The 26506-nt window shown below is 53.4% G+C and carries 24 protein-coding genes and 4 tRNA genes; 10 read left to right on the top strand and 18 right to left on the bottom strand.

Annotated elements, in window-relative coordinates:
- Window positions 1-153 precede the first annotated feature (153 nt).
- The 7 genes from TH468_RS11605 to TH468_RS11635 form a co-directional block, all read right to left on the bottom strand.
- Window positions 154-229: transfer RNA gene (locus tag TH468_RS11605), tRNA-Lys, on the bottom strand.
- Between the two features lie 230 nt (window positions 230-459).
- Window positions 460-535, bottom strand: a tRNA-Lys gene (locus TH468_RS11610).
- 230 nt (window positions 536-765) lie between these two features.
- Window positions 766-841 (bottom strand) — tRNA-Lys (locus TH468_RS11615).
- A gap of 152 nt (window positions 842-993) precedes the next feature.
- A complete protein-coding gene (locus TH468_RS11620; RefSeq protein WP_007091877.1) occupies window positions 994-1524 on the bottom strand; it encodes a peptidylprolyl isomerase in 531 nt (176 codons plus the stop codon).
- A 61-nt stretch (window positions 1525-1585) separates the two neighbouring features.
- Entirely contained in the window at window positions 1586-2113 is a 528-nt protein-coding gene (gene coaD, locus TH468_RS11625; RefSeq protein WP_007091878.1) for a pantetheine-phosphate adenylyltransferase, read from the bottom strand.
- A 12-nt stretch (window positions 2114-2125) separates the two neighbouring features.
- The gene (gene gyrA / locus TH468_RS11630) at window positions 2126-4927 is read right to left on the bottom strand and encodes a DNA gyrase subunit A (RefSeq protein WP_085644307.1); all 2802 of its coding nucleotides are present in this window, start codon (window positions 4925-4927) and stop codon (window positions 2126-2128) included.
- Between the two features lie 192 nt (window positions 4928-5119).
- Window positions 5120-6082, bottom strand: a complete 963-nt coding sequence (locus tag TH468_RS11635) for a DMT family transporter (RefSeq protein ID WP_085644309.1) — start codon at window positions 6080-6082, stop codon at window positions 5120-5122.
- Window positions 6083-6393: 311 nt separating this feature from the next.
- Here TH468_RS11635 and TH468_RS11640 point away from each other — a divergent pair, with 311 nt between their 5' ends.
- Window positions 6394-6597: a hypothetical protein gene (locus TH468_RS11640; protein ID WP_085644311.1), complete on the top strand. Its 204-nt coding sequence runs from the start codon at window positions 6394-6396 to the stop codon at window positions 6595-6597.
- An 11-nt stretch (window positions 6598-6608) separates the two neighbouring features.
- On the opposite strand, the gene TH468_RS11645 is transcribed toward TH468_RS11640, so the two are convergent.
- Window positions 6609-7466, bottom strand: a complete 858-nt coding sequence (locus tag TH468_RS11645; RefSeq protein WP_085644313.1) for a DUF547 domain-containing protein — start codon at window positions 7464-7466, stop codon at window positions 6609-6611.
- Window positions 7467-7605: 139 nt separating this feature from the next.
- Here TH468_RS11645 and TH468_RS11650 point away from each other — a divergent pair, with 139 nt between their 5' ends.
- A complete protein-coding gene (locus TH468_RS11650) occupies window positions 7606-8400 on the top strand; it encodes a putative metalloprotease CJM1_0395 family protein (RefSeq protein ID WP_085644315.1) in 795 nt (264 codons plus the stop codon).
- Between the two features lie 70 nt (window positions 8401-8470).
- Here the strand turns inward: TH468_RS11650 and pyrC are convergent, their stop codons facing one another.
- Window positions 8471-9526, bottom strand: coding sequence for a dihydroorotase (pyrC, locus tag TH468_RS11655; protein ID WP_085644317.1), 1056 nt, complete (start codon window positions 9524-9526; stop codon window positions 8471-8473).
- 136 nt (window positions 9527-9662) lie between these two features.
- A tRNA-His gene (locus tag TH468_RS11660) sits at window positions 9663-9739 on the bottom strand.
- 318 nt (window positions 9740-10057) lie between these two features.
- Between TH468_RS11660 and TH468_RS11665 the strand changes: the two genes are divergently transcribed.
- A complete protein-coding gene (locus tag TH468_RS11665) occupies window positions 10058-11059 on the top strand; it encodes a Gfo/Idh/MocA family protein (RefSeq protein WP_085644319.1) in 1002 nt (333 codons plus the stop codon).
- A 128-nt stretch (window positions 11060-11187) separates the two neighbouring features.
- On the opposite strand, the gene TH468_RS11670 is transcribed toward TH468_RS11665, so the two are convergent.
- Window positions 11188-12054, bottom strand: coding sequence for a LysR family transcriptional regulator (locus TH468_RS11670; protein ID WP_168177130.1), 867 nt, complete (start codon window positions 12052-12054; stop codon window positions 11188-11190).
- Between the two features lie 116 nt (window positions 12055-12170).
- Here TH468_RS11670 and TH468_RS11675 point away from each other — a divergent pair, with 116 nt between their 5' ends.
- The gene (locus tag TH468_RS11675) at window positions 12171-12521 is read left to right on the top strand and encodes a rhodanese-like domain-containing protein (RefSeq protein WP_085644323.1); all 351 of its coding nucleotides are present in this window, start codon (window positions 12171-12173) and stop codon (window positions 12519-12521) included.
- Window positions 12522-12590: 69 nt separating this feature from the next.
- Here TH468_RS11675 and TH468_RS11680 read toward each other — a convergent pair whose 3' ends face one another.
- Window positions 12591-13763, bottom strand: coding sequence for an aminotransferase (locus TH468_RS11680; RefSeq protein ID WP_085644325.1), 1173 nt, complete (start codon window positions 13761-13763; stop codon window positions 12591-12593).
- 419 nt (window positions 13764-14182) lie between these two features.
- On the opposite strand from TH468_RS11680, the gene TH468_RS11685 reads away from it, so the two are divergent.
- Window positions 14183-14521, top strand: a complete 339-nt coding sequence (locus TH468_RS11685) for a P-II family nitrogen regulator (RefSeq protein ID WP_007091888.1) — start codon at window positions 14183-14185, stop codon at window positions 14519-14521.
- 64 nt (window positions 14522-14585) lie between these two features.
- Window positions 14586-15995 (top strand): type I glutamate--ammonia ligase, encoded by a 1410-nt coding sequence (gene glnA / locus TH468_RS11690; RefSeq protein ID WP_007091889.1) that lies wholly within the window; start codon window positions 14586-14588, stop codon window positions 15993-15995.
- Window positions 15996-16230: 235 nt separating this feature from the next.
- Here glnA and TH468_RS11695 read toward each other — a convergent pair whose 3' ends face one another.
- Together TH468_RS11695 and TH468_RS11700 are read right to left on the bottom strand one after the other, a co-directional pair.
- A complete protein-coding gene (locus TH468_RS11695; protein ID WP_085644327.1) occupies window positions 16231-17907 on the bottom strand; it encodes a sensor domain-containing diguanylate cyclase in 1677 nt (558 codons plus the stop codon).
- Between the two features lie 156 nt (window positions 17908-18063).
- Window positions 18064-18405, bottom strand: a complete 342-nt coding sequence (locus tag TH468_RS11700) for a hypothetical protein (protein ID WP_085644329.1) — start codon at window positions 18403-18405, stop codon at window positions 18064-18066.
- Window positions 18406-18602: 197 nt separating this feature from the next.
- Here TH468_RS11700 and TH468_RS11705 point away from each other — a divergent pair, with 197 nt between their 5' ends.
- The 3 genes from TH468_RS11705 to TH468_RS11715 all read left to right on the top strand — a co-directional run bounded on the left by TH468_RS11705 (window position 18603) and on the right by TH468_RS11715 (window position 21431).
- The gene (locus TH468_RS11705; RefSeq protein ID WP_007091892.1) at window positions 18603-19007 is read left to right on the top strand and encodes an OsmC family protein; all 405 of its coding nucleotides are present in this window, start codon (window positions 18603-18605) and stop codon (window positions 19005-19007) included.
- A gap of 141 nt (window positions 19008-19148) precedes the next feature.
- Window positions 19149-20453: a carboxylesterase gene (locus TH468_RS11710; RefSeq protein WP_085644331.1), complete on the top strand. Its 1305-nt coding sequence runs from the start codon at window positions 19149-19151 to the stop codon at window positions 20451-20453.
- Window positions 20454-20507: 54 nt separating this feature from the next.
- Window positions 20508-21431 carry an alpha/beta fold hydrolase gene (locus tag TH468_RS11715; RefSeq protein WP_085644333.1) on the top strand — a complete coding sequence of 308 codons (924 nt, stop codon included), beginning with the start codon at window positions 20508-20510 and terminating at the stop codon, window positions 21429-21431.
- A 35-nt stretch (window positions 21432-21466) separates the two neighbouring features.
- Here TH468_RS11715 and TH468_RS11720 read toward each other — a convergent pair whose 3' ends face one another.
- The gene (locus tag TH468_RS11720) at window positions 21467-22405 is read right to left on the bottom strand and encodes an AraC family transcriptional regulator (protein ID WP_085644335.1); all 939 of its coding nucleotides are present in this window, start codon (window positions 22403-22405) and stop codon (window positions 21467-21469) included.
- Between the two features lie 140 nt (window positions 22406-22545).
- On the opposite strand from TH468_RS11720, the gene TH468_RS11725 reads away from it, so the two are divergent.
- Window positions 22546-23529, top strand: a complete 984-nt coding sequence (locus TH468_RS11725; RefSeq protein ID WP_085644731.1) for a phytanoyl-CoA dioxygenase family protein — start codon at window positions 22546-22548, stop codon at window positions 23527-23529.
- Between the two features lie 39 nt (window positions 23530-23568).
- On the opposite strand, the gene TH468_RS11730 is transcribed toward TH468_RS11725, so the two are convergent.
- The 3 genes from TH468_RS11730 to TH468_RS11740 form a co-directional block, all read right to left on the bottom strand.
- The gene (locus TH468_RS11730; RefSeq protein ID WP_085644337.1) at window positions 23569-24552 is read right to left on the bottom strand and encodes an adenosine deaminase; all 984 of its coding nucleotides are present in this window, start codon (window positions 24550-24552) and stop codon (window positions 23569-23571) included.
- A 65-nt stretch (window positions 24553-24617) separates the two neighbouring features.
- Window positions 24618-25511 carry a DMT family transporter gene (locus TH468_RS11735; RefSeq protein ID WP_085644733.1) on the bottom strand — a complete coding sequence of 298 codons (894 nt, stop codon included), beginning with the start codon at window positions 25509-25511 and terminating at the stop codon, window positions 24618-24620.
- 110 nt (window positions 25512-25621) lie between these two features.
- Complete coding sequence (locus tag TH468_RS11740; RefSeq protein ID WP_085644339.1) at window positions 25622-26488, bottom strand: AraC family transcriptional regulator; 867 nt, start codon at window positions 26486-26488, stop codon at window positions 25622-25624.
- Window positions 26489-26506: the final 18 nt, after the last annotated feature.

Genomic DNA, 26506 nt, shown 5'->3' on the forward strand with positions numbered 1-26506 from the left:
AAGACGAGCATTTTTCGTGTGTGGCCGTATTGCATCGCACGTAAAACAGCGCCCGTCGCAGGCGCTAAAACCGGGTGGAATCGATTTTTGAAAACAGAAAGGACCTCGGAAAAGCAAAACCCCCGGAACATCTAGGTTCCGGGGGTTTTGAAATGGTGAGCCCGACAGGATTCGAACCTGTGGCCAACTGATTAAAAGTCAGTTGCTCTACCAACTGAGCTACGGGCCCTCAACGTTGGTGAGCGGCCTTTTAATGTGCTGATCGCAAAGGGTCAACCCCCCTTTTTCGATCAAACTGCATGACAGCCATTCAAATGGTAAAAAATATCAAAACCCGGCCCGTTCCCAATCCACCCCAAATTGACATTCGCATCGGCTGGAAAGCGGCATGACAGTGATCGCAATAAAAATCATGAAAAAGAAAAAGCCCCCGAAACCGATTGGGTTTCAGGGGCTTATTGGTGAGCCCGACAGGATTCGAACCTGTGGCCAACTGATTAAAAGTCAGTTGCTCTACCAACTGAGCTACGGGCCCTCAACGTTGGTGAACGGCCTTTTAATGTGCTGATCGCAAAGGGTCAACCCCCCTTTTTCGATCAAACTGCATGACAGCCATTCAAATGGTAAAAAATATCAAAACCCGGCCCGTTCCCAATCCACCCCAAATTGACATTCGCATCGGCTGGAAAGCGGCATGACAGTGATCGCAATAAAAATCATGAAAAAGAAAAAGCCCCCGAAACCGATTGGGTTTCAGGGGCTTATTGGTGAGCCCGACAGGATTCGAACCTGTGGCCAACTGATTAAAAGTCAGTTGCTCTACCAACTGAGCTACGGGCCCTCAACGTTGGTGAAGCGCGTTTTAATGGGACTGGCGGCTGCGGTCAACACCTGTTTTCCATATTTTCCCGGTTTTTGCACTTTCAGCCCCCAAAACGCGAAAGCCGCCCTGATCAAGAACGGCTTTCGGTTGCATTATAGGGGTCAAAGCGCTTATTGCGCGTCAGCCGCGACCTGCATTTTTACAATATGGTCCGGGTCTGCAACCCGGCCATTGGCCCAAGGTGCACCCTTTTTCAGGCCATCGACATATTCCATACCCGATACGACCTGCCCCCATATGGTATATTGTCCATCAAGATGCGGCGCATCGGCAAAGACGATGAAGAACTGCGAATCAGCGCTGTTCGGGTTGGACGAACGTGCCATCGAAACCGTACCGCGCACATGATTCTCGTTCGAAAATTCCGCCGGAAGTTTCTGGCCCGAACCACCGGTACCGTCCCCTTTGGGGTCACCGCCCTGCGCCATGAAGCCTTCGATCACACGATGGAAAGTCAGACCATCATAGAAACCTTCACGAGTCAGTTCCTTGATACGCTCGACATGCTTGGGCGCCAGATCCGGACGCAGCTTGATCACAACGCGACCTGCTTCAAGATCCAGATACAGGGTGTTTTCCAGATCCTGCGATGCATCGGCCGACTGGGCCTGAGCACCGCCGCCGATACCACCGTTCGACATGGTCACTATTCCTAATACGAGTACAAAAAGAGATGCGAGACGAATAAGACGCATGGGTGCGCTATTCCTTTTCTTCGGCCAGCTTTTCGTGCAGTCGCTTCAGCACGTTTGCCGGCACAAATTCGGTAACATTACCGCCCAGACGGGCGATTTCCTTCACAAAGCGCGAAGACACGAATTGCTGTTTGTCGGACGCCATCAGAAAGACCGTCTCTACCTTTGGGGCAAGACGGGCATTCATTCCGGCCATCTGGAATTCATATTCAAAGTCAGACACAGCCCTCAGACCACGAATAATGATGCTCGACCCGTTTTCCTGGGCAAACTGCATCAGAAGTGACCCGAACGGCTTTACGATGGTGCGGGCAGCAACCTCGCCGCCCGCAGCCTTAAGAGCCTCTTCGACCAGAGCACAACGTTCTTCGACCCCAAACATCGGGCCCTTTCCCGCATTGACCGCAACGCCGACAATAAGCTTGTCGACGATGCGGGTCGCGCGACGAATAATGTCCATATGCCCCTGGGTTACCGGGTCAAAAGTGCCCGGATAAATCCCGATACGCGAGGCGTTTGAAGACTGTTCGTTCATTGATCTTCCGTTTTATTCGTCGGTGTCGTCTGAACCGGTTTCCACTGCCTCGCTACTATCCTCGGCAACGGTCGGTGCATCTTCGCCGGATGCGATTTCGGTGCCTTCTGCACCTTCTTCGCCTTCAAGCTCTTCTTCACCATTGTCACCCAGATTGGACAGACGTTCGACAGCAACAACCTGTTCGTCTTCGGCCGTACGGAACAGGGTAACACCCTGTGTCTTGCGCCCGGCAATGCGGATATCGTGTGTCGGCATACGAATGACCTTACCACCATTGGTGACCATCATCAGTTCGTCGCCTTCCTCGATCACGAAGGATGCCGCGACATTGCCATTGCGTTCCGACATCTCGATATTGGCAAAGCCCTGCCCGCCACGACCGGTTACGCGGTATTCATAGGCAGACGTACGTTTGCCATAACCATTTTCGGTAACCGAAAGGATCAGCTGATCGCCTGCCAACAGTTCGTCGTAACGTTCCTGAGAAAGGATTTCCAACGGCAGACTATCATCAGCCGAGATTTCCTCGCGACGCAGCTTGCTTGCGATCGACAGATACTCGTCACGTTCTTCCATAGAGGCATGATTGCCAAACAGGACGGACATCGCAATGACCGCATCCTCGTCAGCCAGACGAATACCGCGTACACCGACCGAGTTACGGCCAGTAAAGACACGAACATCTGCAACACGGAAACGAATGCATTTACCCAGACGGGTCGTCAGCAGAATATCGTCATCGTCCGAGCAGGTCTGAACCGCAATCAGCTTGTCACCACGATCTTCTTCAAGCTTCATGGCGATCTTGCCGTTTGATTTCACATTCACGAAATCGGCAAGGCTGTTGCGGCGGACGTTACCGGTCGAAGTCGCAAACATCACGTGCAGGTTCGGCCACTCTTCCTCGTCGGGAAGTGGCAGAACCGTTGTGATATATTCGCCTTCTGAGAGCGGCAGCAGGTTCACAAGCGCCTTGCCACGCGATTGCGGCGTGCCCAACGGCAGGCGCCAGACTTTCATTTTGTAGACCATCCCCTCGGAACTGAAGAACAGAACCGGGGTGTGGGTGTTGGCGACGAACAGTTTGGATACGAAATCCTCTTCGCGCGTTGCCATGCCCGAACGGCCTTTGCCGCCACGACGCTGTGCGCGATAGGTCGACAGCGGAACACGCTGGATATAGCCGGTGTGCGATACGGTCACGACCATATCTTCACGGGCAATCAGGTCTTCGATGTCATGTTCGAATTCGGCTTCAAGGATTTCACTGCGACGTTCATTGGCGAACTCGTTCCGCATTTCCGTCAGCTCATCCTTCAGGATGATCATCTTGCGTTCGCGTGACCCAAGGATATCAAGGAAATCTTTGATCTTCTCGCCCAATTCGGTCAATTCGGACGCGATTTTATCGCGTTCCAGACCGGTCAGGCGATGCAGACGCAGTTCAAGGATTGCGCGCGCCTGCGCTTCGGACAGGCGATAATTGCCATCGTCCGAACCAACTTGGTTCGGGTCGGCGATCAGCTCGATCAACGGCACAATATCGCCCGCCGGCCAGCTACGCTCCATCAGTTGTTCACGTGCAATCTGCGGGTCAGCCGCAGCACGGATCAAGCGGATGACTTCGTCGATATTGGCCACCGCAATGCCAAGGCCCACCACTAGATGGGCGCGCTCACGTGCCTTTTTCAGCAGGTGAATGGTCCTGCGCGTAATGACTTCTTCGCGGAATTCGACAAAGGCCTGAATGATTTCTTTCAGGTTCATCAATTCCGGCTTGCCACGGTTCAGCGCCAGCATATTGACGCCAAACGACGTCTGAAGCGCGGTAAAGCGGAACAACTGGTTCAGAACGACATCGGCAACTGCATCACGTTTGATTTCGATCACCATGCGAACGCCCGAACGGTCGGACTCGTCACGCAGATCGGAAATACCTTCGATCTTCTTGTCACGGACCAGTTCGGCGATCTTTTCCATCAGGGTTGCCTTGTTCACCTGGAAGGGAACTTCGGTAACAATGATGGCTTCACGGTTGGCACGGATTTCCTCGACATGGGTACGTGCGCGCATGACGACAGAACCGCGACCGGTTTTAAAGGCCGAATGAATGCCCGAACGGCCCAGAATCAATGCACCGGTCGGAAAATCCGGACCATGCACGAATTCCATCAGGCCTTCGACGGTAATGGCCGGATTATCGACATAGGCCATACAGCCATCGATAACTTCGCCAAGGTTATGCGGCGGAATATTGGTGGCCATACCAACAGCAATGCCACCTGCACCATTAACCAGCATGTTCGGAAAACGTGCTGGCAGAACCGATGGCTCCTTAGTGGTTTCGTCGTAGTTATCGCGGAAATCGATGGTTTCCTTATCGATATCATCGAGCAGATAATGGGCTGACTTGGCCATGCGGGCTTCGGTGTAACGCATGGCGGCGGCCTTATCGCCGTCCATTGAGCCGAAGTTGCCCTGCCCGTCAATCAGTGGCAGGCGCATGGAGAATCCCTGCGCCATACGAACCATCGCGTCGTAAATCGCGCTGTCGCCATGCGGGTGGTATTTACCCATCACATCCCCGACCACACGGGCCGATTTACGGAATGGTTTGTTCCATTCAAAGCCGTTTTCATGCATTGCATAAAGGATGCGTCGATGCACGGGCTTCAAACCGTCGCGGACGTCGGGCAGCGCACGGCTGACGATCACGCTCATCGCGTAATCGAGGTAGCTGCGGCGCATTTCTTGTTCGATGGATACCGGGATAATATCGCGGCTATCTGGATTGGTCTCTTTGGTGGACAAAAGCCGTGACCTCTTAAACGCTTGATCAGAAATGCTTCAATCGGCGTGACATATGGACATATGCCTGACCAGTGAGCCGGAAAGTATCAGGTTTGTCCGGCACAAACAATATTGACAAATCTGCCTGTCCCGGCATTCGGTACAAACGGCGGAAATAATCGTAATTTACGCAAAAATGCCCACCCCGAAGAGTTATTTTTTGGTCCCGGGTGCGGTCATGATCGGTGTTACCGGGTCACATTCCATTTCGGCAACATCACCAGCCCTGACAGGCTTTCGACCGAAACGCAGCTGGGAAACGGCAATCCCGGCCAAAATAACGCCGAGTGCAATCACGCTGGTCGGCTTGGGAACTTCGTTCAGAACAAGAAAACCGATCATCACGCCGACTGCAGGTACAAGGTAATTGTTAAACACCACAAAGCTCGCTCCGGCGCGCGCAATCAGATACAGGATCAGGAACATGGCAATGCCAGTCGGGAAAATCCCCAGATACAGGATCGAAAGCGCCCCGTCGACGTCCCACCCCATATTCCAGGGCTGATCAACAAACAGCGCAAAGGGTGCGAGCATCACTGCAGCGAAAGTCAGGATCACCGCCGCAGACCCAACACGCGGCTGATCACGCAGATTTCGCGCCACCAGTGATGAAATCGCGTAGCACACGGCCGCGATCAAAACTGCCAACTGAAAAACAAGCTGCCCGCCAAGCCCGGTCAGGGTTTCCGGCCCGACCAGAACAATCACGCCAATGGTGCCAAGCACCACACCAAGCGCCTTTCCCGTCGAAAGTTTTTCATCATTCGTAACGAAATGTGCCAGCGCCACCGTTGTCAGCGGCACGACAGACATCAGAATTGCCGCTAGCCCGGCATCGATTTCCGTTTCGCCATAGCTGATCAGGAAAAAGGGCGCAGAGTTCCCCAACAACGCGACAAAGAAGGTCGACCACCACGCGCGCCGTCCCTTGGGAAGGTCACTTTTGCGGATAAAGGCAAAGGCCCAAAGCACGAGCGCGGCAACACTCAATCGTCCTGCTGCGACCACCAGCGGCGAATAGGCATGCACACCAATCTTGATGAAGGTGAATGAACTGCCCCACATCAGCGCCAGTAAAAACAGCAACGCAAATTCACGAATTCCCGGACGTGTCATCTTCCCAGCCTATTCTTGCCACAGTTATTGGGCTTTATCGGATTTCGAAAGCCAGATGACAGCGTTAGAGCCAGAAAACACGAGAATCAAGAAAATAGCTGAAAACCAGCCACCGCAGGATGTGGTCCGTTATCAACAGCGCCCCAGCACAAGAAACACCTTATCAAGCGTAAAATCGCCCGGCTGGATTTGACGCAGCACAACGCGACTACAGCAAAAAGATGAAAAAAGGCAGTTGACACAACTTATTTGTTGCGAATGATTTTCAATCGCTTTATTGTGGGCGTAACAATAGGAATGGGATGCGAGCAATGAAATATGTGGATCAGGAACTGACCATTGAGGAAATGCTGGCCGATCCGATCGTCCAGACATTAATGCGCTATGATGGTATTTCTGCCAGTGACGTTCGTCACACGATTGATCAGGTTTTGCAAAATCGCCTGCCATCACCCCCTGTTCGCGTCCGAAGCAGCCGCGCCCCCCACCATAACTGGCGCATGAAAGCGGCGTAAACAACGCGACCTCAGGGATGGCTATCGTTCAATGACCAGTCATAATGATAGAAGCTGATGGACAGGTCATCGCCGTGAACGCTCAGCCATGTTGCAAGCTCCAATCCGGCATAACGCGCCAGATGATCGGAAAATGCCGCATCGCTTTTGCCAAAATCGGACCGATACCAGTCAAAAATCGAAGACAGTTCGATCTCTGATCCGTCTTCGACCAATCTCACCGCCCGTTCATCCTGGATGAAAGCAAGAGCCGCCTTATCAAGCTGCTCTTCGATCCGGGTTCCGTCATAGGCCGTCGCTGCCAACGCCGGACAACCAATTGACGCACAATTAAGAGCATAGTGAATACGCGCATCCTGCCAGATCGGACGCAGGATACGATGTTCGATATCGTTCAGGCTCAAAGACCTGCCTTCGACGGTCAAAAGTTTTTTGTCCCAAGGGCCTGACGAAAATAATCCAAGCGAAAAAAGCCCCGGTGAAATGTCGATATCCCGAATGCTGTCGACCGGGTAATGATCCATGACCACCGCAACAGTCTGCGCATTGTAAAGATTGATCCAGAAAGCCATTTGCTGATCGCGGTTATATCCGTCAATTTTAACCGCCTGCATGACATCAAGGTAATCTGAGAGTTGCGTAAGGCTTGAAGATTTGGCACCTGCATAATCAAATGCCGTGACGCCAGACGAAACCACCACCAGATGATGATCAAGGATCGTCTGCCAGACAGAATGATCAATGATGGCGTCGTTCGAATCATCATGCGCCTGCCAATCGGACCATAGATCAGCATCAGGTGCGGCAATTGCAGGTGCCGACACCATCGCCCAAAGCATGATCAAAACAGGCATAAGCAGATGTTTCAAACGGCTATTTCCCCTACACCATATCGACCGCGTTCCTGCATTCTATGATCGATCAGCAATTCAAGATCACATCAAACTGCCGTGATTGCAGTGATGCCAATCATATACACTTAACCATAAGTTGATATACAATACCCCCATGACACAGGCCGGTGCAATTCAGCTTATCCCCGGCAGTGGCGGGCAATTGGGGCAAGTCATTGCCACCCGTGCCCTTCCCGATGCCGGACACCAATCGGCGGATTCTGGTCCTGCCGGTAGTGGTTCTGTTGCGCCGCGATTAAGGTCTGCCGCCGTTTCGATCCGGCAGATCAATGAAGCCACCTCTGCCGCACAGGCACCAGATACAGCGGCAAAGACACCTTCCGCACCGGTCAACAGCGCAGCGTCAATTGTAACCATCATTCAGCAGCTTGATCCCCGTACCCTGCCCGGTGCAGCAGCACCCGATACCCGAAGTCCTACCACGCAACAGCGCGAAACGCGCGAGGAAACACCTGAAAGTACACGCCGACCAACACGCAACCTGGCCATTTTGACAGATCGGGAACGCGAAGTTGTTCGGGAATTACAGGCCCGGGACGCCAATGTCCGGACCGAGGAAGAAAGCCATCAGACCCTTGCTGGCGCGAATGCCGGTATGATCAGTTACAGCTATACCGCCGGTCCCGACGGGCGGCTTTATGCCACGGGCGGCAAAGTCAGCATCCACCCGCTTCAGGGCCTTGACGGGATTGCAGCGATTGCCAATCAGGCCGCCATATCGCGGGCCGCCTCTATGCCCGGCACATCATCGGCCGATTTCAATGTTGCAAAGGGTGCGTCACGCAACATCAGTGCGATGATCGCAACACAGGCGATTGCGGCAGCCGAAAGCTATCGCATGACATTAGGGCTGAGCGCGGCACCAGCCAATATTGATATCACGGGCTGACCATCACCGTAGAAGCCACAAAAAAAGGGGCCTGCATAACAAGCCCCTTTTGAACATGATCGACGCAAACCTAACCGGCATAGTGCCAGTAAATCGGGAAGCCAGGATCAAACACCGTGACGGGGCCCTCACCGGTTTCAATTCTGGCCGGGAAAGTTGCCGCCGCATCGCGTTTTTCCAATGTAATCTTGTCGCCATTCAACGGCAGACCATAAAACTGCGGACCATTGACCGAGGCAAAGCCTTCAAGCTTGTCCAATGCCCCCTCTTCCTCGAACACATGTGCCAGAAGTTGGACAGTATTACTGGCGGTAAAGATACCGGCACAACCACACGCGCTTTCCTTGCGATCATCGGTATGCGGTGCAGAGTCCGTGCCCAAGAAGAAGCGGACATCGCCGCTAGCCGCCGCCTTGCGCAGTGCCAGACGATGCTTTTCACGCTTTGCCACCGGCAGGCAATAGAAATGCGGATGAATGCCGCCAACCAGAATGGCATTGCGGTTGATGATCAGGTGATGGGTCGTGATGGTCGCGCCAAGGTTCCTGTCATTGGCTTTTACATATTCGACACCGTCTTCGGTGGTAATATGCTCCATGATCACGCGCAATTCCGGCAAACGCTTACGTAGCGGATCAAGAACGCGGTCGATGAACACGGCCTCGCGGTCGAAAATATCAATCTCGGGATCGGTTACTTCGCCGTGCACGCAAAGGGGAATACCAAGACTTGCCATACGTTCCAGTACCGGCATCGCCTTGTCGAAATCGCGCACACCGCTTGCCGAATTGGTCGTTGCCCCGGCCGGATACAGCTTCAGTGCGGTAATCACACCGGACTTGTAGCCTTCCTCGACATCATCGGGATTGGTACCTTCGGTCAGGTAAAGCGTCATCAATGGTGTAAAGTCGTGCCCCTGCGGGATGACCGCGTTAATCCGGTCACGATAGGCAATAGCATCCGCGGTCTTGACCACCGGCGGCACGAGGTTCGGCATAATGATCGCGCGTGCAAAATGTTCGCTGGTTTCGCCAATAACCCCTGCAAGCATCGCGCCATCGCGCAGATGCAAATGCCAGTCATCAGGACGGCGAAGGGTAATGCGATTTACTGTATTTGCGGACATGGGGGCGACCTCCTCGGAACCGGAACAAACGAATGGGCGCGAGCGCAAAGGCTAACTAGCAGATCAGTCCCGGTTTTGGAATTGGAAAGCGGCCCGAAAGACAAAAGGCCAGGCATTTCTGCCTGACCTTTTCACATGGGGCGAGTGATGGGACTTGAACCCACGGCCCCCAGAGCCACAATCTGGTGCTCTAACCACCTGAGCTACACCCGCCATCGTGTGGCGCGGTTTTTATCGCCGGGAGCCCCGGACGTCAAGCGCATATTTTTACTTTTTTGCCCTGTTTTCCCCGGAACTTCGCAAAGTCGCGCAATCCGGGGGACTGCGGGTTTTACATCGGGTATATCATTCCATCCAATCCGACCGGACAGGCATCCCATCCGTTTGAACATCTTGCGTGATCGCGCAAGTGGCCTAATTAAATCAATTCAATATCTTGAACACGCCCGCCATTCCGGGCGAAATTAACACGGCGCGCAGACGCAAAAGGCCATGCGCGCCACAAAAGAGAAAACAATACGGAGTATCGGAATGAGGTGGGGCGTCATTAGCACGGCAAAGATCGGCACGGAAAAAGTCATTCCGGCCATGCAGGAAAGCGACAAGCTTGAAATCCTTGCCATTGCCGGACGTGACCTGGAAAAAACGCGTGAAACCGCCCAAAGCCTGCGCATTCCGCGCGCCTATGGCTCCTATGAGGAACTGCTGGCCGATCCGTCAATCGAAGCAATCTACAATCCCCTGCCCAACCACTTGCATGTCGAATGGACGATCAAGGCGCTGGAAGCCGGAAAACACGTGCTGTGCGAAAAACCCATCGGTTTGGACACCGAAGACGCCAAACGCCTGATCGCGGCCCGCGATAAAAGCGGCAAACACGTGCTTGAGGCTTTTATGGTTCGTCATCATCCGCAATGGCAGGAAGCACGTCGGCTCGTCGAAAGCGGTCAGATCGGCACGATCACCACGGTGCAAAGCATCTTTACCTATTTCAATGCCGACCCAAACAATGTGCGTAACAAAAAGGATATCGGCGGCGGCGGTTTACTTGACATTGGCTGTTACTGCATTGTCGGCCCACGCTATATCACTGGCAAGGAACCGGTGCGTGTGGTTTCCCTGATGGACAAGGATCCGAAATTCGGTACTGACCGGCTTGTTTCGGGCATGCTCGATTTCGGAAGCGGCGTTCAGGCAAGTTTTGTTTGCGGCACACAGTCGGCTGCCGTGCAGCGCGTTCATATCCTTGGGACCGAAGGCCGCATTGAAATCATCATGCCGTTCAACCCGGTGCCGGAAAATCCGGCAGTGATCAGGGTCGGTACGCAAAAGCAGCCAGGTTTTGACGAAGCGCGCGAAATCAAATTCCCGATTGGCAGCCACTACACTCTGCAAGGCGAGAACGCGACGGCGATCTTTAACGGCAAAAGCCCGGTCGACTACCCGATTGAAGACGGGATTGCCAATATGCAGATTCTGGATGCGCTGGCCCGCTCGGCCCGTACCGGAAGCTGGGAAATGGTCAATTCCTGATCTCCTCTCGCGAAACGTGATGGATACAACAAATTCAAAGGTCGCTGCCAACCGGCAGCGACCTTTGTCTCAGGAATGCCCATTGGCACCTGGACGAGAGACGCTCCTTTACACTCTGTCTGAGAGTTTCAGCCCGCACCGGCAAAAAGTGCGGCCTTGGCCTTTAATCTTGGAAACATGAATTCATTGAACGCCCGGATGCGCGGCACCGTCTGCAAGTCATGATGGATCAGAACCCATAGATCATTGTCCAATCCATCAATCGGCTTACCCAGCCCCCGGATATTGGCAAAGGCATGTGCCAAGAAATACGGCAGAACCGCCATCCCCGCCCCGCTATCGACAAGACGTGCGACATTCAAAAGCGAATTGCTGCGCAATGCCACCCGGCCATCGGCAAAGTTTTTATCGCGCCATCGGGCGGCAGCGATATGCGCGAGGCTTTCATCGCAGGTGATCCATGGTGCGCTTTCCGGATCGTCAAAAACGTCCGATCCGCAAATCACCGATGTGATTGCACCGATCCTGCGTCCGACAAGGCTGCCGTCAGGTGCGTTCGCCGGGCGGATGGCAATATCGGCATCATGCCGGTTCAAATCATAAAAACGGTTATCGGTGACAACCTGCAGCGTGATTTCGGGAAAAGCCGCCCCAAACGCGGCAAGGTCGGGGGCCAGAACCGCATGAAGCAGTGTATCGGTGGTGGTCAGCCTGACCGTGCCGCTCGGGCGGATATCCGTCCCGGCCAGCTTGCGCGACAAAATTGACAATTCGCCTTCCAGCTTTTCGGCGGCCTCGATCGCCACCTGCCCGGCATTGGTTGGCTGATAGTCTCCCTGATTGCGCTCGAACAGTTTATTGCCCAACCGCTTTTCGATATCCGCAAGACGCCGAAACAGGGTTGAATGGTGCAGTCCTGTTTGGTGTGCAGCCTGCGTCACACTGCGTGCCCGTGCCACAGACAGAACCAGCCGCAAATCATCCCATTCCAGCATCGAAACCACCATTCGCTTTTATGCACATAATATGTGATTTATCACGAATTTACTTCGCAAAATAGCACATCAATAATCAAGCCATCAAACACCCCGTCACATAAAGGAGACGATAGATGGTTGTTAAAATCACGCGTGATGAACTTAAGGCCGCCCTGACCGGTCCGAACGCTCCGACCCTGATCGAGGCACTTCCGGCAAAATATTATCTTGATGCTCATTTGCCGGGCGCGATCAATATTCCACATGATCTAATTGCCGAGATGGTCACTCAGGTCCTGCCTGATAAAACGTCACCAATCGTCGTTTATTGCGCCAGCGGGCCCTGCCGTAATTCTTGCCTTGCGGCGGAGACGCTGACCGGTCTTGGTTACAGCAATGTTCGCGATTACCACGAAGGCAAACAGGATTGGCGTGATGCAGGCCTTCCTCTGCAAGGTCAGAGTGCGCAGATGCAGACCGCCTGATCAATCCCACCTTAAACGTAAACAGGCCGACAATTGTCGGCCTGTTTCATAATGCGCCAAGGCATTGCGCTATTTCGCAAAGGCCTTCTTCATCCGTTCGATGGCTTCGGTCATTTTTTCTTCCTGCTTGCAGAAGCAGAACCGCACAAAGTTCCGAACCCCGCCATCTTTGCCCTGATAGAAGGCCGAAACCGGGATCGCCACAACACCGGCTTCCTTGATCATGATCTGACAAAACTCGACATCGTCGCAGTCATAGCCCAGTGGTCGGAAATCGCAGGTGATGAAATAAGTACCCTGCGAATCCAGAACCCCAAAACCGACTTCCTTCAGTCCCTTCATCAGGAAATCACGCTTTGCCTGCATTTCAGCCGTAAAGCCTTCGAAATAATCATCGCCCTTGTTCAGGCCATAGGCCACACCATGCTGCAACCCCGGCGGCACGGTGAAGACAAGGAACTGGTGGGCCTTTTTGATTGGCTCCATCAATTTGGCACATGCCGTGATGTAGCCGATCTTCCAGCCGGTCAGCGAGAATGTCTTGCCCGCTGACCCGATGCGCACGGTGCGATCATGCATACCGGGAAAGGTCATCAACGGTTTGTGTTTGCGCCCGTCAAAGACAAGATGTTCATACACCTCGTCACACAGTGCGATCACATCATGCTTGATGCATAGATCGGCAATGAATTGCAGTTCATCATCGCCATAGACCTTTGAACAGGGGTTCTGCGGCGAGTTTATCAGAATCAGCTTGGTTTTTTCCGAGAAGGCCGCAGAAAGTTCTTCGCGTGGCAGATCCCAGCTTGGCGGTGTGACACGTACCAGTTTGGGGATACCGCCCGCAAGCTTCACCATCGGAAGGTAGCTGTCATAAAGGGGTTCGATCAGGATCACTTCATCGCCGGGCGCAACAAGACCAAGGATCACATCAGCCAGCGCCTCGGTCGCACCGACCGCGACAAGGACTTCTTTCTTCGGATCGACCTCGATATCATAGAAACGCTTGTTATGGTCGGCAACCGCCTGAAGCAATTCCGGAACACCTGCCAACGGAGGATATTGATTGGACAGTTCCATCGTCGCCTTGGCCGCAGCTTCGCGAATATCAGCCGGACCGTCAGTATCGGGCGCTCCCTGCCCCAGATTGATGGCATTATGTTTCTGAGCCAGTTCGTTCATCACTTCAAAAATCGTGATGCCGCCTGAAGCGAAAAGAGGATTGCCGATAAATTCGGTCATGAGGCGTCCTTCTCTGAGTTTCAGTACCGGTCGGTGGAAACCGGCTTTTATCTGTCTGGTGGCGCAAATTATAAATCAGACAGGCAGATTATATGATCCATGCCCTGCCGTCATGATACGTGTTTTATGTATTTTCTGTCGCACGACGCAGGCAGATCAGGCAAGCACGGATCGCGGAGAACCTCGTTGCCCCCTGCCATCTCACAATGTTTGCATAAATTTTAAACATTCTGCCTAAAAGACAATCAGATGCGATAAAGAAAATCTTAAAAACTTCATGGGTTTTGCTGGGTTTTCACGCAGAGACTCCTTAGAATGACCGCGCGGGCCAAAACTGGCACGGCCCGTGCAATTAACGCGGCAAAGCAATGGAGCTTTCCGAGTTCTACGCAACTCTCGCAAAAAGCAGAGGGCGCTTAATGAAAAAGATTGAAGCCATCATCAAGCCATTCAAGCTTGACGAGGTTAAAGAGGCCCTTCAAGAGATTGGCCTCAAAGGGATTACCGTTACCGAAGCCAAAGGCTTCGGCCGACAGAAGGGCCATACGGAGCTGTATCGCGGCGCCGAATATGTCGTGGACTTTCTGCCGAAGGTAAAGTTGGAAATCGTCGTTGAGGACACGCTTGTCGAGCGTGCGATTGAGGCAATCCAGCAAGCCGCTCACACCGGTCGTATCGGTGACGGTAAAATCTTCGTTTCCTCGCTTGAGGACGCGATCCGCATTCGTACCGGTGAACGGGGCAACGACGCGATCTAATCGGTCCGTTACCTGACATTGAACATCGTACGATCACTAATTTTGAGTTTTAAAGGGTTGCATCATGTCTGACGCTGCTTCTGTACTTAAGCTTATCAAAGAAAAAGGCATCCAGTTTGTCGATCTGCGCTTTACCGATTCCAAAGGTAAATGGCAGCACACCGCGCAGGACATCTGCACAATCGACGAAGACGTTTTTGTTGACGGCATCATGTTCGACGGTTCGTCGATTGCTGGCTGGAAAGAAATCAACGAATCTGACATGATCCTTATGCCGGATCCGTCGACCGCTGTTGTTGACCCGTTCACCGCGCAGCCGACCCTGATCATCGTTTGCGACGTTATCGAACCGGCCACAGGTCAGGGTTATGAGCGTTGCCCGCGTTCGACTGCGAAACGCGCACTCGCATACATGAAATCGGCCGGTATCGGCGACACCGCATATTTCGGTGCAGAGCCGGAATTCTTCATGTTTGATGACGTTCGCTGGACCACAGCAGGCGAAGGCATGGGTTATCAGCTGGACTCCGAAGAAGGTCCGTACAACACCGGCACCGAATTCGAAGGCGGCAACCGCGGCCACCGTCCGGGTCCGAAGGGCGGCTATTTCCCGGTACAGCCGGTTGACTCGGCCAACGACATTCGCGCCGAAATGGTCAACTACATCAACGAAATGGGCGTGCGTTGCGAAAAGCACCACCACGAAGTTGCACCGTCGCAGCACGAACTGGGTATCGCTTTCGGCACCCTGATCGAACATGCTGATGCCGTTCAGGTTTACAAATACTGCATCCACATGGTTGCACATCAGTATGGCAAAACTGCAACCTTCATGCCGAAGCCGGTCTTTGGCGACAACGGCTCGGGCATGCACGTTCACCAGTCGATCTGGCACGAAGGCAAGCCGCTGTTCGCTGGTAACGGCTATGCGGACCTGTCTGACACCGCTCTGTACTATATCGGCGGCATCATCAAGCACGCCAAAGCACTGAACGCTTTCACCAACCCGACGACCAACTCTTACAAGCGTCTGGTCCCGGGCTTCGAAGCACCGGTTCTGCTGGCATACTCGGCCCGTAACCGTTCGGCTTCCTGCCGTATCCCCTACACCGCATCCCCGAAGGGCAAGCGCGTCGAGATTCGCTTCCCTGATCCGCTTGCCAACCCGTATCTCGCATTCACCGCAATGCTGATGGCTGGCCTTGACGGTATCGAGAACAAGATCCACCCGGGCGATGCAATGGACAAAAACCTCTATGACCTTCCGCCGGAAGAGCTCAAAGAAGTTCCGACCGTTTGCCGCTCGCTGCACGAAGCACTTGACAGCCTCGACGCAGACCGCGACTTCCTGAAAAAAGGCGATGTGATGAGCGACGACCTGATCGACGCTTACATCGCTCTGAAAATGGAAGAAGTTATCCGCTTCGAACAGTCGCCGCACCCGGTCGAATTCGACATGTACTACAGCGGCTGATCCTTTCACCAGAAAGGACGCATCGAACACGAAACGCCCGGCCATGTGCCGGGCGTTTTTGTTTATGCCAACCACCAGCTTCCCGGCAAAAATGCGTCTGGTTAGCCCTATTGGCTAATTGAAAGTCTCGGCAAAACCGCAGTACTGGCGGATGCAACTGATCAAATCAGCAAAGGAAAAGGCGGGATGATCACATCACCCCACCCCAAATTCCACTTGAGCAAACCAATCGGACCTAGACAGTATCATCCCTGTGCAAATCGGGTTCAAGCTCTGGCCGATAGAGACAGGCCCGCCCCTTGCCGGCTTCTTTGGCTTCGTACATAGCCTTGTCAGCACGGCGCAATTGCTCGGTCATGTCGCAATAGCCTGCGTCGAAAACGGTAAAACCAATCGATGCACCAATATCACAACGATTCCCCTCCCACATATACGGTTTGGAAATCTCGGCAAGAATGTCATCGGCCAGTGCCGCCATTTCCTTTTCATCACCTTTATTAATGAAAAACAGGGTAAATTCATCACCGCCCAGACGCGCCACTTCCTCCGCCCGACGGGCAACACGCTTGAGCCGCTTTGCCGTTTCAACCAGAACCCAATCGCCAGCACCATGCCCCAATGTATCGTTCACGGTCTTGAAGCCATCAAGATCAAGCAGGAAGATTGACGCTGGCGTATCCGTGCCGCGCAAGACAGTTTCACATTGTGAAAGCTTCTGAATGTAACGCGCACGGTTTGCCAGGCCGGTCAGTTCGTCGTTATTTGCCTTGTTCTGCAGCTCTCGTGCGGCAAGCTTCTGCTTGGTGATATCACTTATCCACCAGAGCACAGATTCCTGCCCCTCAAATGTCAGCGGCTCCATCGATGCCTTCAACCAGCGCGCATCTGAATCTGCCGGACGGCGAATGCGTAATTCCACATCCTGCAGTTCGCCAAGCATATCCATATCCTGAAGACTCTTTTCTCGGTATCGCTCCGAAAGAAGCACTGTGTCCGTTGGCACCGCCCCATCACTATCAAGAGACAGAAGAGTCTCGAACATCTTGTTATAAAACTGGAATTCCCCGCCATCCCGGTTGGAAATGCCAACACCGATTGGTGCCTTTTCCAAAAGCCCTGTCAGACGTTGTGCTGCCGCGGCGACTTCGGCCTGAGCCTGTTTTAGCGATGTCACATCAATCAACGAGCCAATCGTACCGGCAATTGCGCCACTTGGCCCCTTCAGGCTGGCTGCGGCAAACAATGCGGATTTTTCGACACCGTCCATTTCGAAATCAATTTCATGACGCACATTGCCTTCCGATTTCAGCAACGGCGCCTCGTAATCGAAAATGCGGCTAGCAAGCGGTGCCGGGGCCACATCGGCAAATTTGCCGCCAATCACATTTTTGGGATCCTGCCCCAGCAACTTGGCAAAAGCATCATTACAACGGTTGATCACACCATCCAGATTCTTGAGGTAAACCGGAATGGGCAACACATCGATCAGATGCTGAATGAAAATCTTGTGATCGGCCAATGCCTTGGCAAGTTCTTCTGCCTTGCCAGCCTCGCGAAAGACCAGTGCGGTCACACCTTCGGGACCTTCGGCCTTACGCCACGTAACTTTTCTGCCATTCATTTGAAAGGCTGGCAAATCGGCCTTGGCGTCCTTGCCAGAAATGAGGCTAAGCGCTTCACGTGCCGCGCCAACACTGTCGCCAGACGAAAATTCTGCATTTTTGGCAAGAAAAGCAAGGAACTGCTTGATTTCGGTTCCGTCTCGGAGGGCCGATTTCGATGCGTTAAAAAGATTAACCGCAACCGAGTTGGCATGGGCGATTTTCAGATCGGAGGAACCGATGAATATAATGCCGTCACGCGATAGTGCTGCTGTGGCGACAATGTCTGGAGCAATTGACAATACACGCACGCGCCGCTTTGCGACGCACTCCCTTTCCCGTGTTATCTATAATGCCCCAAAACCATCGGATTTTATAACAAAGGCCACTTGGCAGGCCCTTTCTGAAAGCTCTTATTCCATACGTAAGTATATGACAAGCTTAGTCTTGCGACCAGCGCCAATGCGTCACGATTTTTTATCGCCGACCGGCAAGTCAATATATCCCCGATCAATGCAATGTTCGAGTTCACGCGCAGCCGCAAGCATTTCCTGATAGCTCTCGCGAAGAAGTTTAAGCTTCGCCAGTTCCTCTGCCGTCGGATGATTGTCCTTGCGATCTGCACTGAGCTTGAAGGCATATCTCAGATAGTCGGCACGCAACTTGGCAACGTTGATAATCAGCGGCAAAGCGCTGTCAACGCTCATATCAGGGATCGCAGGGCTGATGACTTCATGGTTCACTTCACGCAAAACATGTTCCATAGCCATCATGAAACGGCTTTTGCTGCGTCCGGCATCCTGCGTCATGATTTACCCTCCTTGGTGATAACGGTCTGGAATGACATACATTATCTCTTGTTAAGGTAAAAACTCCTATAACAGTTTTACACCCCTGCACCTGATGTTTTTCAACCTGTAACTGCCTTATGTGATCACGGCTTGCACGAACTGGTCAGGCAGGCTAGACGATGAAGCATGCAATTCTCGAGACAAGGAACCCGATCATGGAAGCACGCGTAAAGTGGCTTGAAAATCTGACCTTCACTGGCACCAGCGGATCTGGCCACGGAGTGGTCATGGACGGCAACAGGGACACCGGCTTTGGGCCAAGCCCGATGGAAATGCTGCTTCTTGGTCTGGCAGGGTGTTCGTCGATTGACGTCGTGCATATTCTTCAGAAAGGCCGCGAGAAAATCATTGATGTCCAAGCCGATGTCAAAGCCGAGCGTGCAGAAACCGACCCCAAGGTTTTCACGAAAATCCATCTGCATTTCAAGGCCAAGGGTGAAAACCTGAACGAAGCCAAACTGGCCCGCGCGGTTGAACTGTCCGCCGAGAAATATTGCTCGGCCTCGATCATGCTGTCGAAGGCGGCCGAAATCACGCATAGCTGGGAAATCATGGAATAAGCCAGCTTTCGGGCGTGTTCTGCCACCGATTTCAAAGCGGTCCGTTTCGGGCCGCTTTTTTTGTTGGTCGCGTCATAATGCAGCCTGAGTTAGAGTTTATCGGACAAGCCACCACATCGAAACGAAACGGGGAAGCTTTCCATGTCCGCAAACGGCCTTTTGCGTTCGACACTTGTCGCTATGACCATTCCGGCGACGATTGCACTGTCGGGATGCTTTTTCGAAGACCCGCAACATGATCCGTCCGGCCTTGCCATTGGTGCCCCCGCCGAGAACCAATCATTTGACGATTATGTCCAGAAAACCCGCGAACAGCTTCGCACGGCACTTAAAGCAAAGCGCTTTGACAAGGAAGTCGCGCCATTTGGCCAATACGATCTTGATCAGGTGGTCGCAATGCGGGCTCCCTTCGCATCCGGTCCGAACAAAGCAGTTTGTGACGCGGCGGGCAATAACACCGCGCACGGCAAGGATGTCGGCTTTCTGATGGTGCATGGCCTGACAGACAGTCCGTTCCTGATGACCGATGTCCGCGATACGCTGCTATCGAAATTCCCCTGCGCGACGTTCCATGGATTGTTGCTTCCGGGGCACGGCACGGTACCGGGTGATTTGCGTGATGTCAGTTACGAAGACTGGATCAAAACCGTACGTTACGGCATGGACGGGTTTGCAAGTGGCACGGAGCATATCATCACAATCGGCTATTCAATGGGGGCAGCCCTGATCGGGCGGGAATTTGATGCCCGTCGCCGAGACACACGGATGACAGCAATGGTTTTGCTATCCCCCGGCTTTTCGGCCAAAAGCGATCAGGCTTGGCTGACACCCTATGCGCGTTATGCTCAAAGCTGGGTTGGCAAAGGCGAAAACAGCGATGCTGCCAAATATGGTTCGATGGCAATGAATGCCGCGGCCGAGTTCCATCTGCTGACAGAGCCCTATCGCGACGGCACCATGGATGCGTTCGATATTCCCATCTTCATGGTGGTCAGTTCCGATGACAGAACTGTTGACCCCATGTTGGCCGCTGATTTCTTCTGCAGCAAGGTCACAAACGACAACAAACGCCTGATCTGGTACCAGGGCGAAGAACACCTAATTGACGAACATCCACTGTGCGACGGTGTCGACATTGTCAAATCTGCGGCCCCGGACTGGCGGACGCTTAATCATGCCCATACCGCCATTACCATCCGCCCGGATAATCCGCATTACGGTATGGATGGCATTATCCGTCGTTGTGATCATTACGACGAACAAAGCGCAAACAGCAAATGCCAGACCAGCGGCGACGCGGTTTATGGCGAATTGAATCTGGCAGATTCCGCATCTCCTGGGAGTTTGCGCCGCGGTACTTTCAACCCGGATTTTGTCAGCATGCTCGATAAAATGACCCATTTCATCGAAGTGTCACTGGAAGTCCCGGGAAAGACCGCAAATTGATGAACAGAGTGAGTAACTGATCATCCCCCGCCCTAATAAGAAGCTTTCACAGTCATGACCTTTGCCATTGATCAATTGACCGGACGAAGCGGCCTGACATTGCGTTATGCCCTGCATTCGCCCGAAAATGCCATTGGCCATGTCCTGATCCTTCAGGGACGCGGCGAGTTTATCGAGCGGTACGGCGAAACGGCTCATGAACTCGCCGAACGCGGCCTTGGCTGCGTCACTTTCGATTTCCGTGGACAGGGTGGATCAACCCGCGAAGTCACCGAAAGCCATATGGGGTATGTCCGTGATATCACCCACTACATCGAAGACACGCATGATGTGCTTTCGCACCTTGCCAATCATCACAACATCCGTTGCGATCTGCTTCTGACCCACTCGACCGGTGGCTTGGTGGGCATGAACATGCTGCTTGAAAACCCGGCACTGTTTAAAAGCGCCATCATGATCGCCCCGTTTTTCGGGCTTGGCGGGCCGGACTGGATTGCACTTGCCGCACAGTTTTTATCAGCCGGACTTTGCCGGTATGGTTTCGACAAGCAATTTCTGCCCGGCCAAAAGCTGCTGTCCCCATTGCAACCCTTTGCCGATAACAATCTGCTGACGTCGGATCGGGCGCGCTATGAACGCAATGTCACCTGCCTGCAGGAAAATCCGGATCTGGTGGTTGGCGGCGTTTCGGCGGGATGGCTTGACGCCTGTTTCAGGGCACAGGCCGATTTATCCCGGCGTGTGGTACCTGTCAATGATTTTGCGACCGCCACGCTACCCCCGATAACGATGGCGTTGTCAGGCAACGATCAGGTCGTCAGCAATCGTGCAACACAGGAACTGTTTGGCGATCACCCATCAGTTGCAATGATCGAAATCCCCGAAGCCCGTCATGAAATACTTCAGGAAAGCGATCCTTTGCGAAGCCTTTTCTGGCAGGCATTTGATCGGCACCTGGCAAACCATCATACGGACTGACCCCTGTCTCATTTCGAACCAGCACGTTTTCCGTGTCAGACAGCTTGCGACATTCCCCTTTCAAACCGTTCACGCCGGAACCGGCTGGGTGACATGCCGCGATGACGGGCAAATTGTCGATTGAAATGCGACAAGTTCTGAAACCCTGATTCCTCCGCCACCCGATAAATCGGCAAATCGGACGACAGCAGCAACGACATCGCCCGCCCCAACCGCAATCCCATTAGATAATCCTGAATGCTTGACCCTGTATGACGTTTGAAAAAACGGCGCAGGGTCCGTTCACTTATGCCAGTCTGATTGGCAATTTCAGCACTTCCGATTTGTTCGACATAACGCGAATGCAAAATATCCAGAACCCGGCCAAGCCGGGTTGCCTCATGATAATCGGGTACCGTTGCATCAAATCGCTCGGATGCCAGCGGTATCCGTTCCCGCGCATCCAGCAAAACCCGCAATACCTCTACCAGCAACAATAACCGGTCGGCCGGATCACCAGCATCAAACCGAGGCGTATAGGCCGCAACCTTTCGTGCGGTCAGCGCATCGAATTTCACCCCCCGCCGTGCATCTGTCAGGACAGGTCGCAATCGTGCAAATTCCGGCATGGTTACACAAACATTATCGATCCACTCTGCCGTAAACCAGAAGACAAAGGCCTGATGTGGCCGTTCACCCGGCTTTGCCTGCAAATCAAGATCATATGCCCCCGTATCAATTTTCCCCGCTGCTGGCGGGGCGGCATTGTCCGAATGCCATGTGTGGGGCAGGTTCGGCCCCAACAACACCAAATCATCGTTGCCATAAGATCCGATATGATCCCCGACATAGCGTTGCCCTTCGCTTCCAAGCGTCAGGGTCAGTTCATATTCCGGATGGAAATGCCACTCGAACGGGATCGCACGCAGATTCCGGTGCAGGCCACGCCACGACCGATCCGGTGCAATTTTCACATGTTCGAACAGCAGTTTCATTCAAATACTCGCTTATACGGCTATCAAAATCGATTAATTTGGCCGAATAGTATCATATTATGTCCGCCCTGTCAGTGGGCGCGACCATCGTGGCCCTCTAGAATGGTTCCAACGTCATGAACCATGCGGGAGGAAAAATCATGAGCATGCTGGCAAACGCAACTAGGGCAACAATAGCCCCGACCGGCCCGAATGCGAACCGGCCGGGCAATTCCTCGGTCAAGGAAGTCACTGGCACGCAATTGCGTGATCTTGAAAAATCGCTGCCGTTGCGCGTGCTATCAGATGCGGACTTCAAACACTGGCAAACCTATGGCTATGTTGTCGTGAAAAATGCCGCCCTGCAGGAACAGATCAAGGCCACCATCGACTTCCTCTGGGAATTTCAGGAAATGGACCCGAATGATCCGGCAAGCTGGGCCCGGCCGCAAATGCGCGACCATGCCATGACCGAATTGAACAATTCCGGCATGGTCGAAGCCTATCATCATCAATCAATGTGGAATAACCGCCAGACACCACGGGTTTATGACGCGTTTGTCGATATCTGGGATCGCACTGATCTTTGGGTATCGATCGATCGCGCCAACCTTAATACCCCCAATGTTGGCGCACGTGCATTTGACGGTTTTATCCACTGGGACGCCGATACCAGCCAGGCCCCGTTGCCAATCAATGTGCAGGGGGTTTTATCGCTGGTCGATACCAATGATGATATGGGTGGGTTCCAGTGTGTACCGGACCTGTTTGCCAATTTCGCAGAATGGCTTTCCACCGCACCAAAGGACCGAGACCCGTTCCGGCCGGACATCGCCAATATACCGTATGAACCCAAACGCATCCCGATGCAGGCGGGCGATCTTCTGATTTTCAATAGCCTGCTTGCACATGGCATTCGCGCCAACCGGTCCAACCAGACCCGCGTTGCGCAATATATATCCATGGCCCCGGCAACGCCCGAGGAACAGGAACTTGTTGATTGGCGGACCAAAAGCTGGTCGGAACGCCTGCCGGCACGCGGCCATGCCTTCCCGGGTGACCCGCGCAATTGGGAACAGACGCGCTATGAACGCGCAAAGCTGACACCGCTTGGTGAAAAGCTTCTGGGTAAAGTTGCCTGGTAACAGAACAAAAAATGCCCCGGATTTCTGGGGCGTTTTGTATTAGTTCGCATCAAGCTTTGCGATCAGTATGGCTTTCGTGTCAGCATCCACAAAGGCCGCCTCAAGGGCGGTACGCGTTATACCACGAAGCTCATTCTCGCTAAAACCAAACACATCTTTGGTGCGCTGATACTCCTCGGCCAATGTTGTGTGGAAGAACGGCGGATCATCTGATCCCAACGTCACCTTGACCCCAGCATCATAAAGCCTGCGCAACGGGTGGGATGCGTAATCCGGATATACAGACAGGGCAATATTCGATCCGGGGCACACTTCCAGAACAATGCCGCGTTTCACCAGTTCTTCGACCAGTTTCGAGTCTTCGATGGATCTCACACCATGCCCTATTCGGGTCACCGGCAATTTGTCGATTGCATCCCAGACACTTTGTGGACCCTCAACTTCCCCGGCATGCGTTGTACATCCAAGCCCGGCATCGGCGGCAATTTTATAGGCCGGGTAAAACGCTTCCTGCGAGAACATGCTTTCGTTCCCCCCCATGCCAAACCCGACAATATAGGGATGACCACACGCAACCGTATCAGCCGCCACACCAATCGCCGTTTCCGGGCCGATATGGCGAACGCAGGTCATGATGATTCGTCCGATAATTCCGGTTTCCTTCCCGGCACGGTCAATCCCCTCGGCGACACCATTCAGATGATCATCAAAGGAAATGCCACATTCCAGTGCATGTGACGGCGAACAGAAAATCTCGACATAAAGCGCCCCCGCTTTGGCCTGCTCGCACAGATACCAATGCGTCAGATCGGCATAATCGTTACCAGTACGGATTGCCGCGCTCGCCCTGTCAAAACTGCCCAGAAATTCGGGGAAGTTTGACCAGATATACCGATCCTGATCATCATAAATCCCGTCTGGAAGGCTAATACCGTTGCGGGCGGCGAATTTCCGCACCAATGCAGGGGTCAACGCACCTTCCATATGCAGATGCAATTCGGCTTTGGGAATATGCTGTGTCATTTCTGGCGCTCCGGATTTTCTTATTTTCTTTCCTGATCCAGTTCTAGCGCCAACAAGGCCCTAGGTCACGCAACAACCGTTTTCCGCCGCAGCATTTTTATCGAAGCCAAAAGAGCGCCACCAACAATCAAAAGGCACCCCGCGATCACGGTCGGGCTTGCTTCGGCTTTGCCAAAACCGATCAGCAGGATCGTGCTGAGTAACGGAGCGCCATAGGACGCGACACCCAGAACCTGAATATCGCCATGCTTGGTGCCATAATCCCAGACAAAGAAAGCAACCCCGACCGGGCCAAGACCAAGCCCGATAATCGCAAGCCATTGCCCGGCATCCGGCATCACCCAGATTTCAGTCAGGCCGTGTGTTATGAAACCCAATAACGCCGCACCGGCACAAAATCCGCAAACGGCTTCAACCGGAACATTGCGATAGCGCCGGTTCAAAACCGAATATCCCGACCACAGGATAGAGCAAACCATTGCCGCACCATAACCAGGGCCATAGGCCGGATCAAAATCAAACCCATGCCCTTTGGTCACTAGAACCGCAGCCCCGCAAAGTCCCAGAACCGCACCGGCAAAGTGATACCAGCGCAATCGTTCACCGGGCAGAAGTGCTGAAAACAGGACAATAAAAAGTGGCCACAGATAGGCAATCAGACTGGCATCAACTGCGGGCGCATTGGCCAAGGCTACGAAATAGAAAAAGTGATACCCAAACAACCCGCCAACCCCAAGCCCCCAGGCACCTACCGGTTGCCTCAATGCCTGAAACGCCGCCAACCCGCCGCGCGCGATCCAGATAAAGCTGAAAATGGCCGCAACGGAGAAACAAAGACTGACCAGTTGAAAAGGCGGGATGGCACTGACTTCTGTCGTAAATAACGCCAGCAAGGCCCAAAGCACAATGGCAATACCACCAATCATGGTGGCCTTTGTACGGTGATCAAGCAAAGTCATGAAACCATCCCGAAGTTCAACTAATCGCATCAGTGATCAAAGCAGGTCGGGATGAAAACGTCTTTGCCGAAACTCCGGATTTCATTCGAATGAGATAAACCCGGAGGCCTTTAAGTTCGGCGCCGAAGCGCAATCGGTGCATGTCCGAACCGCCGGGAAAAGGCGCGGGAAAACGCACTTTGATCGGTAAAACCGACCTCGCGCGCAATATCGCCAAGCGGCATTGTATTTTTCGGATCATTCAGCACTGCGTAGGCACGCTGTAATCGTTGTTCGCCCAACCAGCGCATCGGCGTTGTACCCAGATGCTTTTGAAACGCCGCAAATAACGCGCTTTGCGATTGCGCGGTAATCTTCGCCATTTCAGGAACCCCGACCGGTTCAGAAAGACGCAGCTCAATCCAGGCAAGCAAGCGCTGCAATCGCATCGGAATCATGCTGCCTGCGTCGGCTTTGTCAGCTTGCGTGGCCGCTGAATGCCCCAGAACTTCGCCTAAAGTTTTGCAAACAAACGCGTCATCGGCAAAGGTGTTTTCGCACACAGCAATTCCCGCCACATGACGCAATAACAGATTTTCAGATTGCAGGCTCCCCTGCCCATCCGGCGAAAATCGCCGTATGCGCGATATCACACGCTTGTGCTCAAGTCCTTGCAAAAGAACTGTCAAATGTCCCGCATATCCCGCCACGACTTCAAGATAGGGTGACGCGCCCGCCTGATACCAAAGCCGTTCAAGCCCGGTTTGCGCAGCAAGATCGATATCAACATCAAGCACAAGAAAACGGTTCATCCCCAACGCCCGATAGGCATGGGTATCGCCCGCCGGAACAAACGCCAGCCTGCGGCCCGAAACACAGCCACCGCGCCCCTCGACCTCAAGCTCGAGCATGCCAAGATCAGCAATAATGATCTGGTGAAAATCATCATGGCTGTGACTGGCGGCTTCGGACCGGTACTGGCGAAAACTTGTTTGCATTTCTGTTCCTGTTCAAGA

This window comes from Thalassospira sp. MCCC 1A03138 (genome assembly GCF_002115785.1).
Lineage (GTDB): Bacteria > Pseudomonadota > Alphaproteobacteria > Rhodospirillales > Thalassospiraceae > Thalassospira.

What these genes read in the sequence shown, in the direction of transcription:
- TH468_RS11620 (WP_007091877.1), bottom strand. Translation starts at nt 1,524, where the DNA reads ATGTCGAACGGTGGTATCGGCGGCGGTGCTCAGGCCCAGTCGGCCGAT.
- coaD (WP_007091878.1), bottom strand. Translation starts at nt 2,113, where the DNA reads ATGAACGAACAGTCTTCAAACGCCTCGCGTATCGGGATTTATCCGGGC.
- TH468_RS11635 (WP_085644309.1), bottom strand. Translation starts at nt 6,082, where the DNA reads ATGACACGTCCGGGAATTCGTGAATTTGCGTTGCTGTTTTTACTGGCG.
- TH468_RS11640 (WP_085644311.1), top strand. Translation starts at nt 6,394, where the DNA reads ATGAAATATGTGGATCAGGAACTGACCATTGAGGAAATGCTGGCCGAT.
- TH468_RS11650 (WP_085644315.1), top strand. Translation starts at nt 7,606, where the DNA reads ATGACACAGGCCGGTGCAATTCAGCTTATCCCCGGCAGTGGCGGGCAA.
- pyrC (WP_085644317.1), bottom strand. Translation starts at nt 9,526, where the DNA reads ATGTCCGCAAATACAGTAAATCGCATTACCCTTCGCCGTCCTGATGAC.
- TH468_RS11665 (WP_085644319.1), top strand. Translation starts at nt 10,058, where the DNA reads ATGAGGTGGGGCGTCATTAGCACGGCAAAGATCGGCACGGAAAAAGTC.
- TH468_RS11670 (WP_168177130.1), bottom strand. Translation starts at nt 12,054, where the DNA reads ATGCTGGAATGGGATGATTTGCGGCTGGTTCTGTCTGTGGCACGGGCA.
- TH468_RS11675 (WP_085644323.1), top strand. Translation starts at nt 12,171, where the DNA reads ATGGTTGTTAAAATCACGCGTGATGAACTTAAGGCCGCCCTGACCGGT.
- TH468_RS11680 (WP_085644325.1), bottom strand. Translation starts at nt 13,763, where the DNA reads ATGACCGAATTTATCGGCAATCCTCTTTTCGCTTCAGGCGGCATCACG.
- TH468_RS11685 (WP_007091888.1), top strand. Translation starts at nt 14,183, where the DNA reads ATGAAAAAGATTGAAGCCATCATCAAGCCATTCAAGCTTGACGAGGTT.
- glnA (WP_007091889.1), top strand. Translation starts at nt 14,586, where the DNA reads ATGTCTGACGCTGCTTCTGTACTTAAGCTTATCAAAGAAAAAGGCATC.
- TH468_RS11700 (WP_085644329.1), bottom strand. Translation starts at nt 18,405, where the DNA reads ATGACGCAGGATGCCGGACGCAGCAAAAGCCGTTTCATGATGGCTATG.
- TH468_RS11705 (WP_007091892.1), top strand. Translation starts at nt 18,603, where the DNA reads ATGGAAGCACGCGTAAAGTGGCTTGAAAATCTGACCTTCACTGGCACC.
- TH468_RS11710 (WP_085644331.1), top strand. Translation starts at nt 19,149, where the DNA reads ATGTCCGCAAACGGCCTTTTGCGTTCGACACTTGTCGCTATGACCATT.
- TH468_RS11715 (WP_085644333.1), top strand. Translation starts at nt 20,508, where the DNA reads ATGACCTTTGCCATTGATCAATTGACCGGACGAAGCGGCCTGACATTG.
- TH468_RS11720 (WP_085644335.1), bottom strand. Translation starts at nt 22,405, where the DNA reads ATGAAACTGCTGTTCGAACATGTGAAAATTGCACCGGATCGGTCGTGG.
- TH468_RS11725 (WP_085644731.1), top strand. Translation starts at nt 22,546, where the DNA reads ATGAGCATGCTGGCAAACGCAACTAGGGCAACAATAGCCCCGACCGGC.
- TH468_RS11730 (WP_085644337.1), bottom strand. Translation starts at nt 24,552, where the DNA reads ATGACACAGCATATTCCCAAAGCCGAATTGCATCTGCATATGGAAGGT.
- TH468_RS11735 (WP_085644733.1), bottom strand. Translation starts at nt 25,511, where the DNA reads ATGACTTTGCTTGATCACCGTACAAAGGCCACCATGATTGGTGGTATT.
- TH468_RS11740 (WP_085644339.1), bottom strand. Translation starts at nt 26,488, where the DNA reads ATGCAAACAAGTTTTCGCCAGTACCGGTCCGAAGCCGCCAGTCACAGC.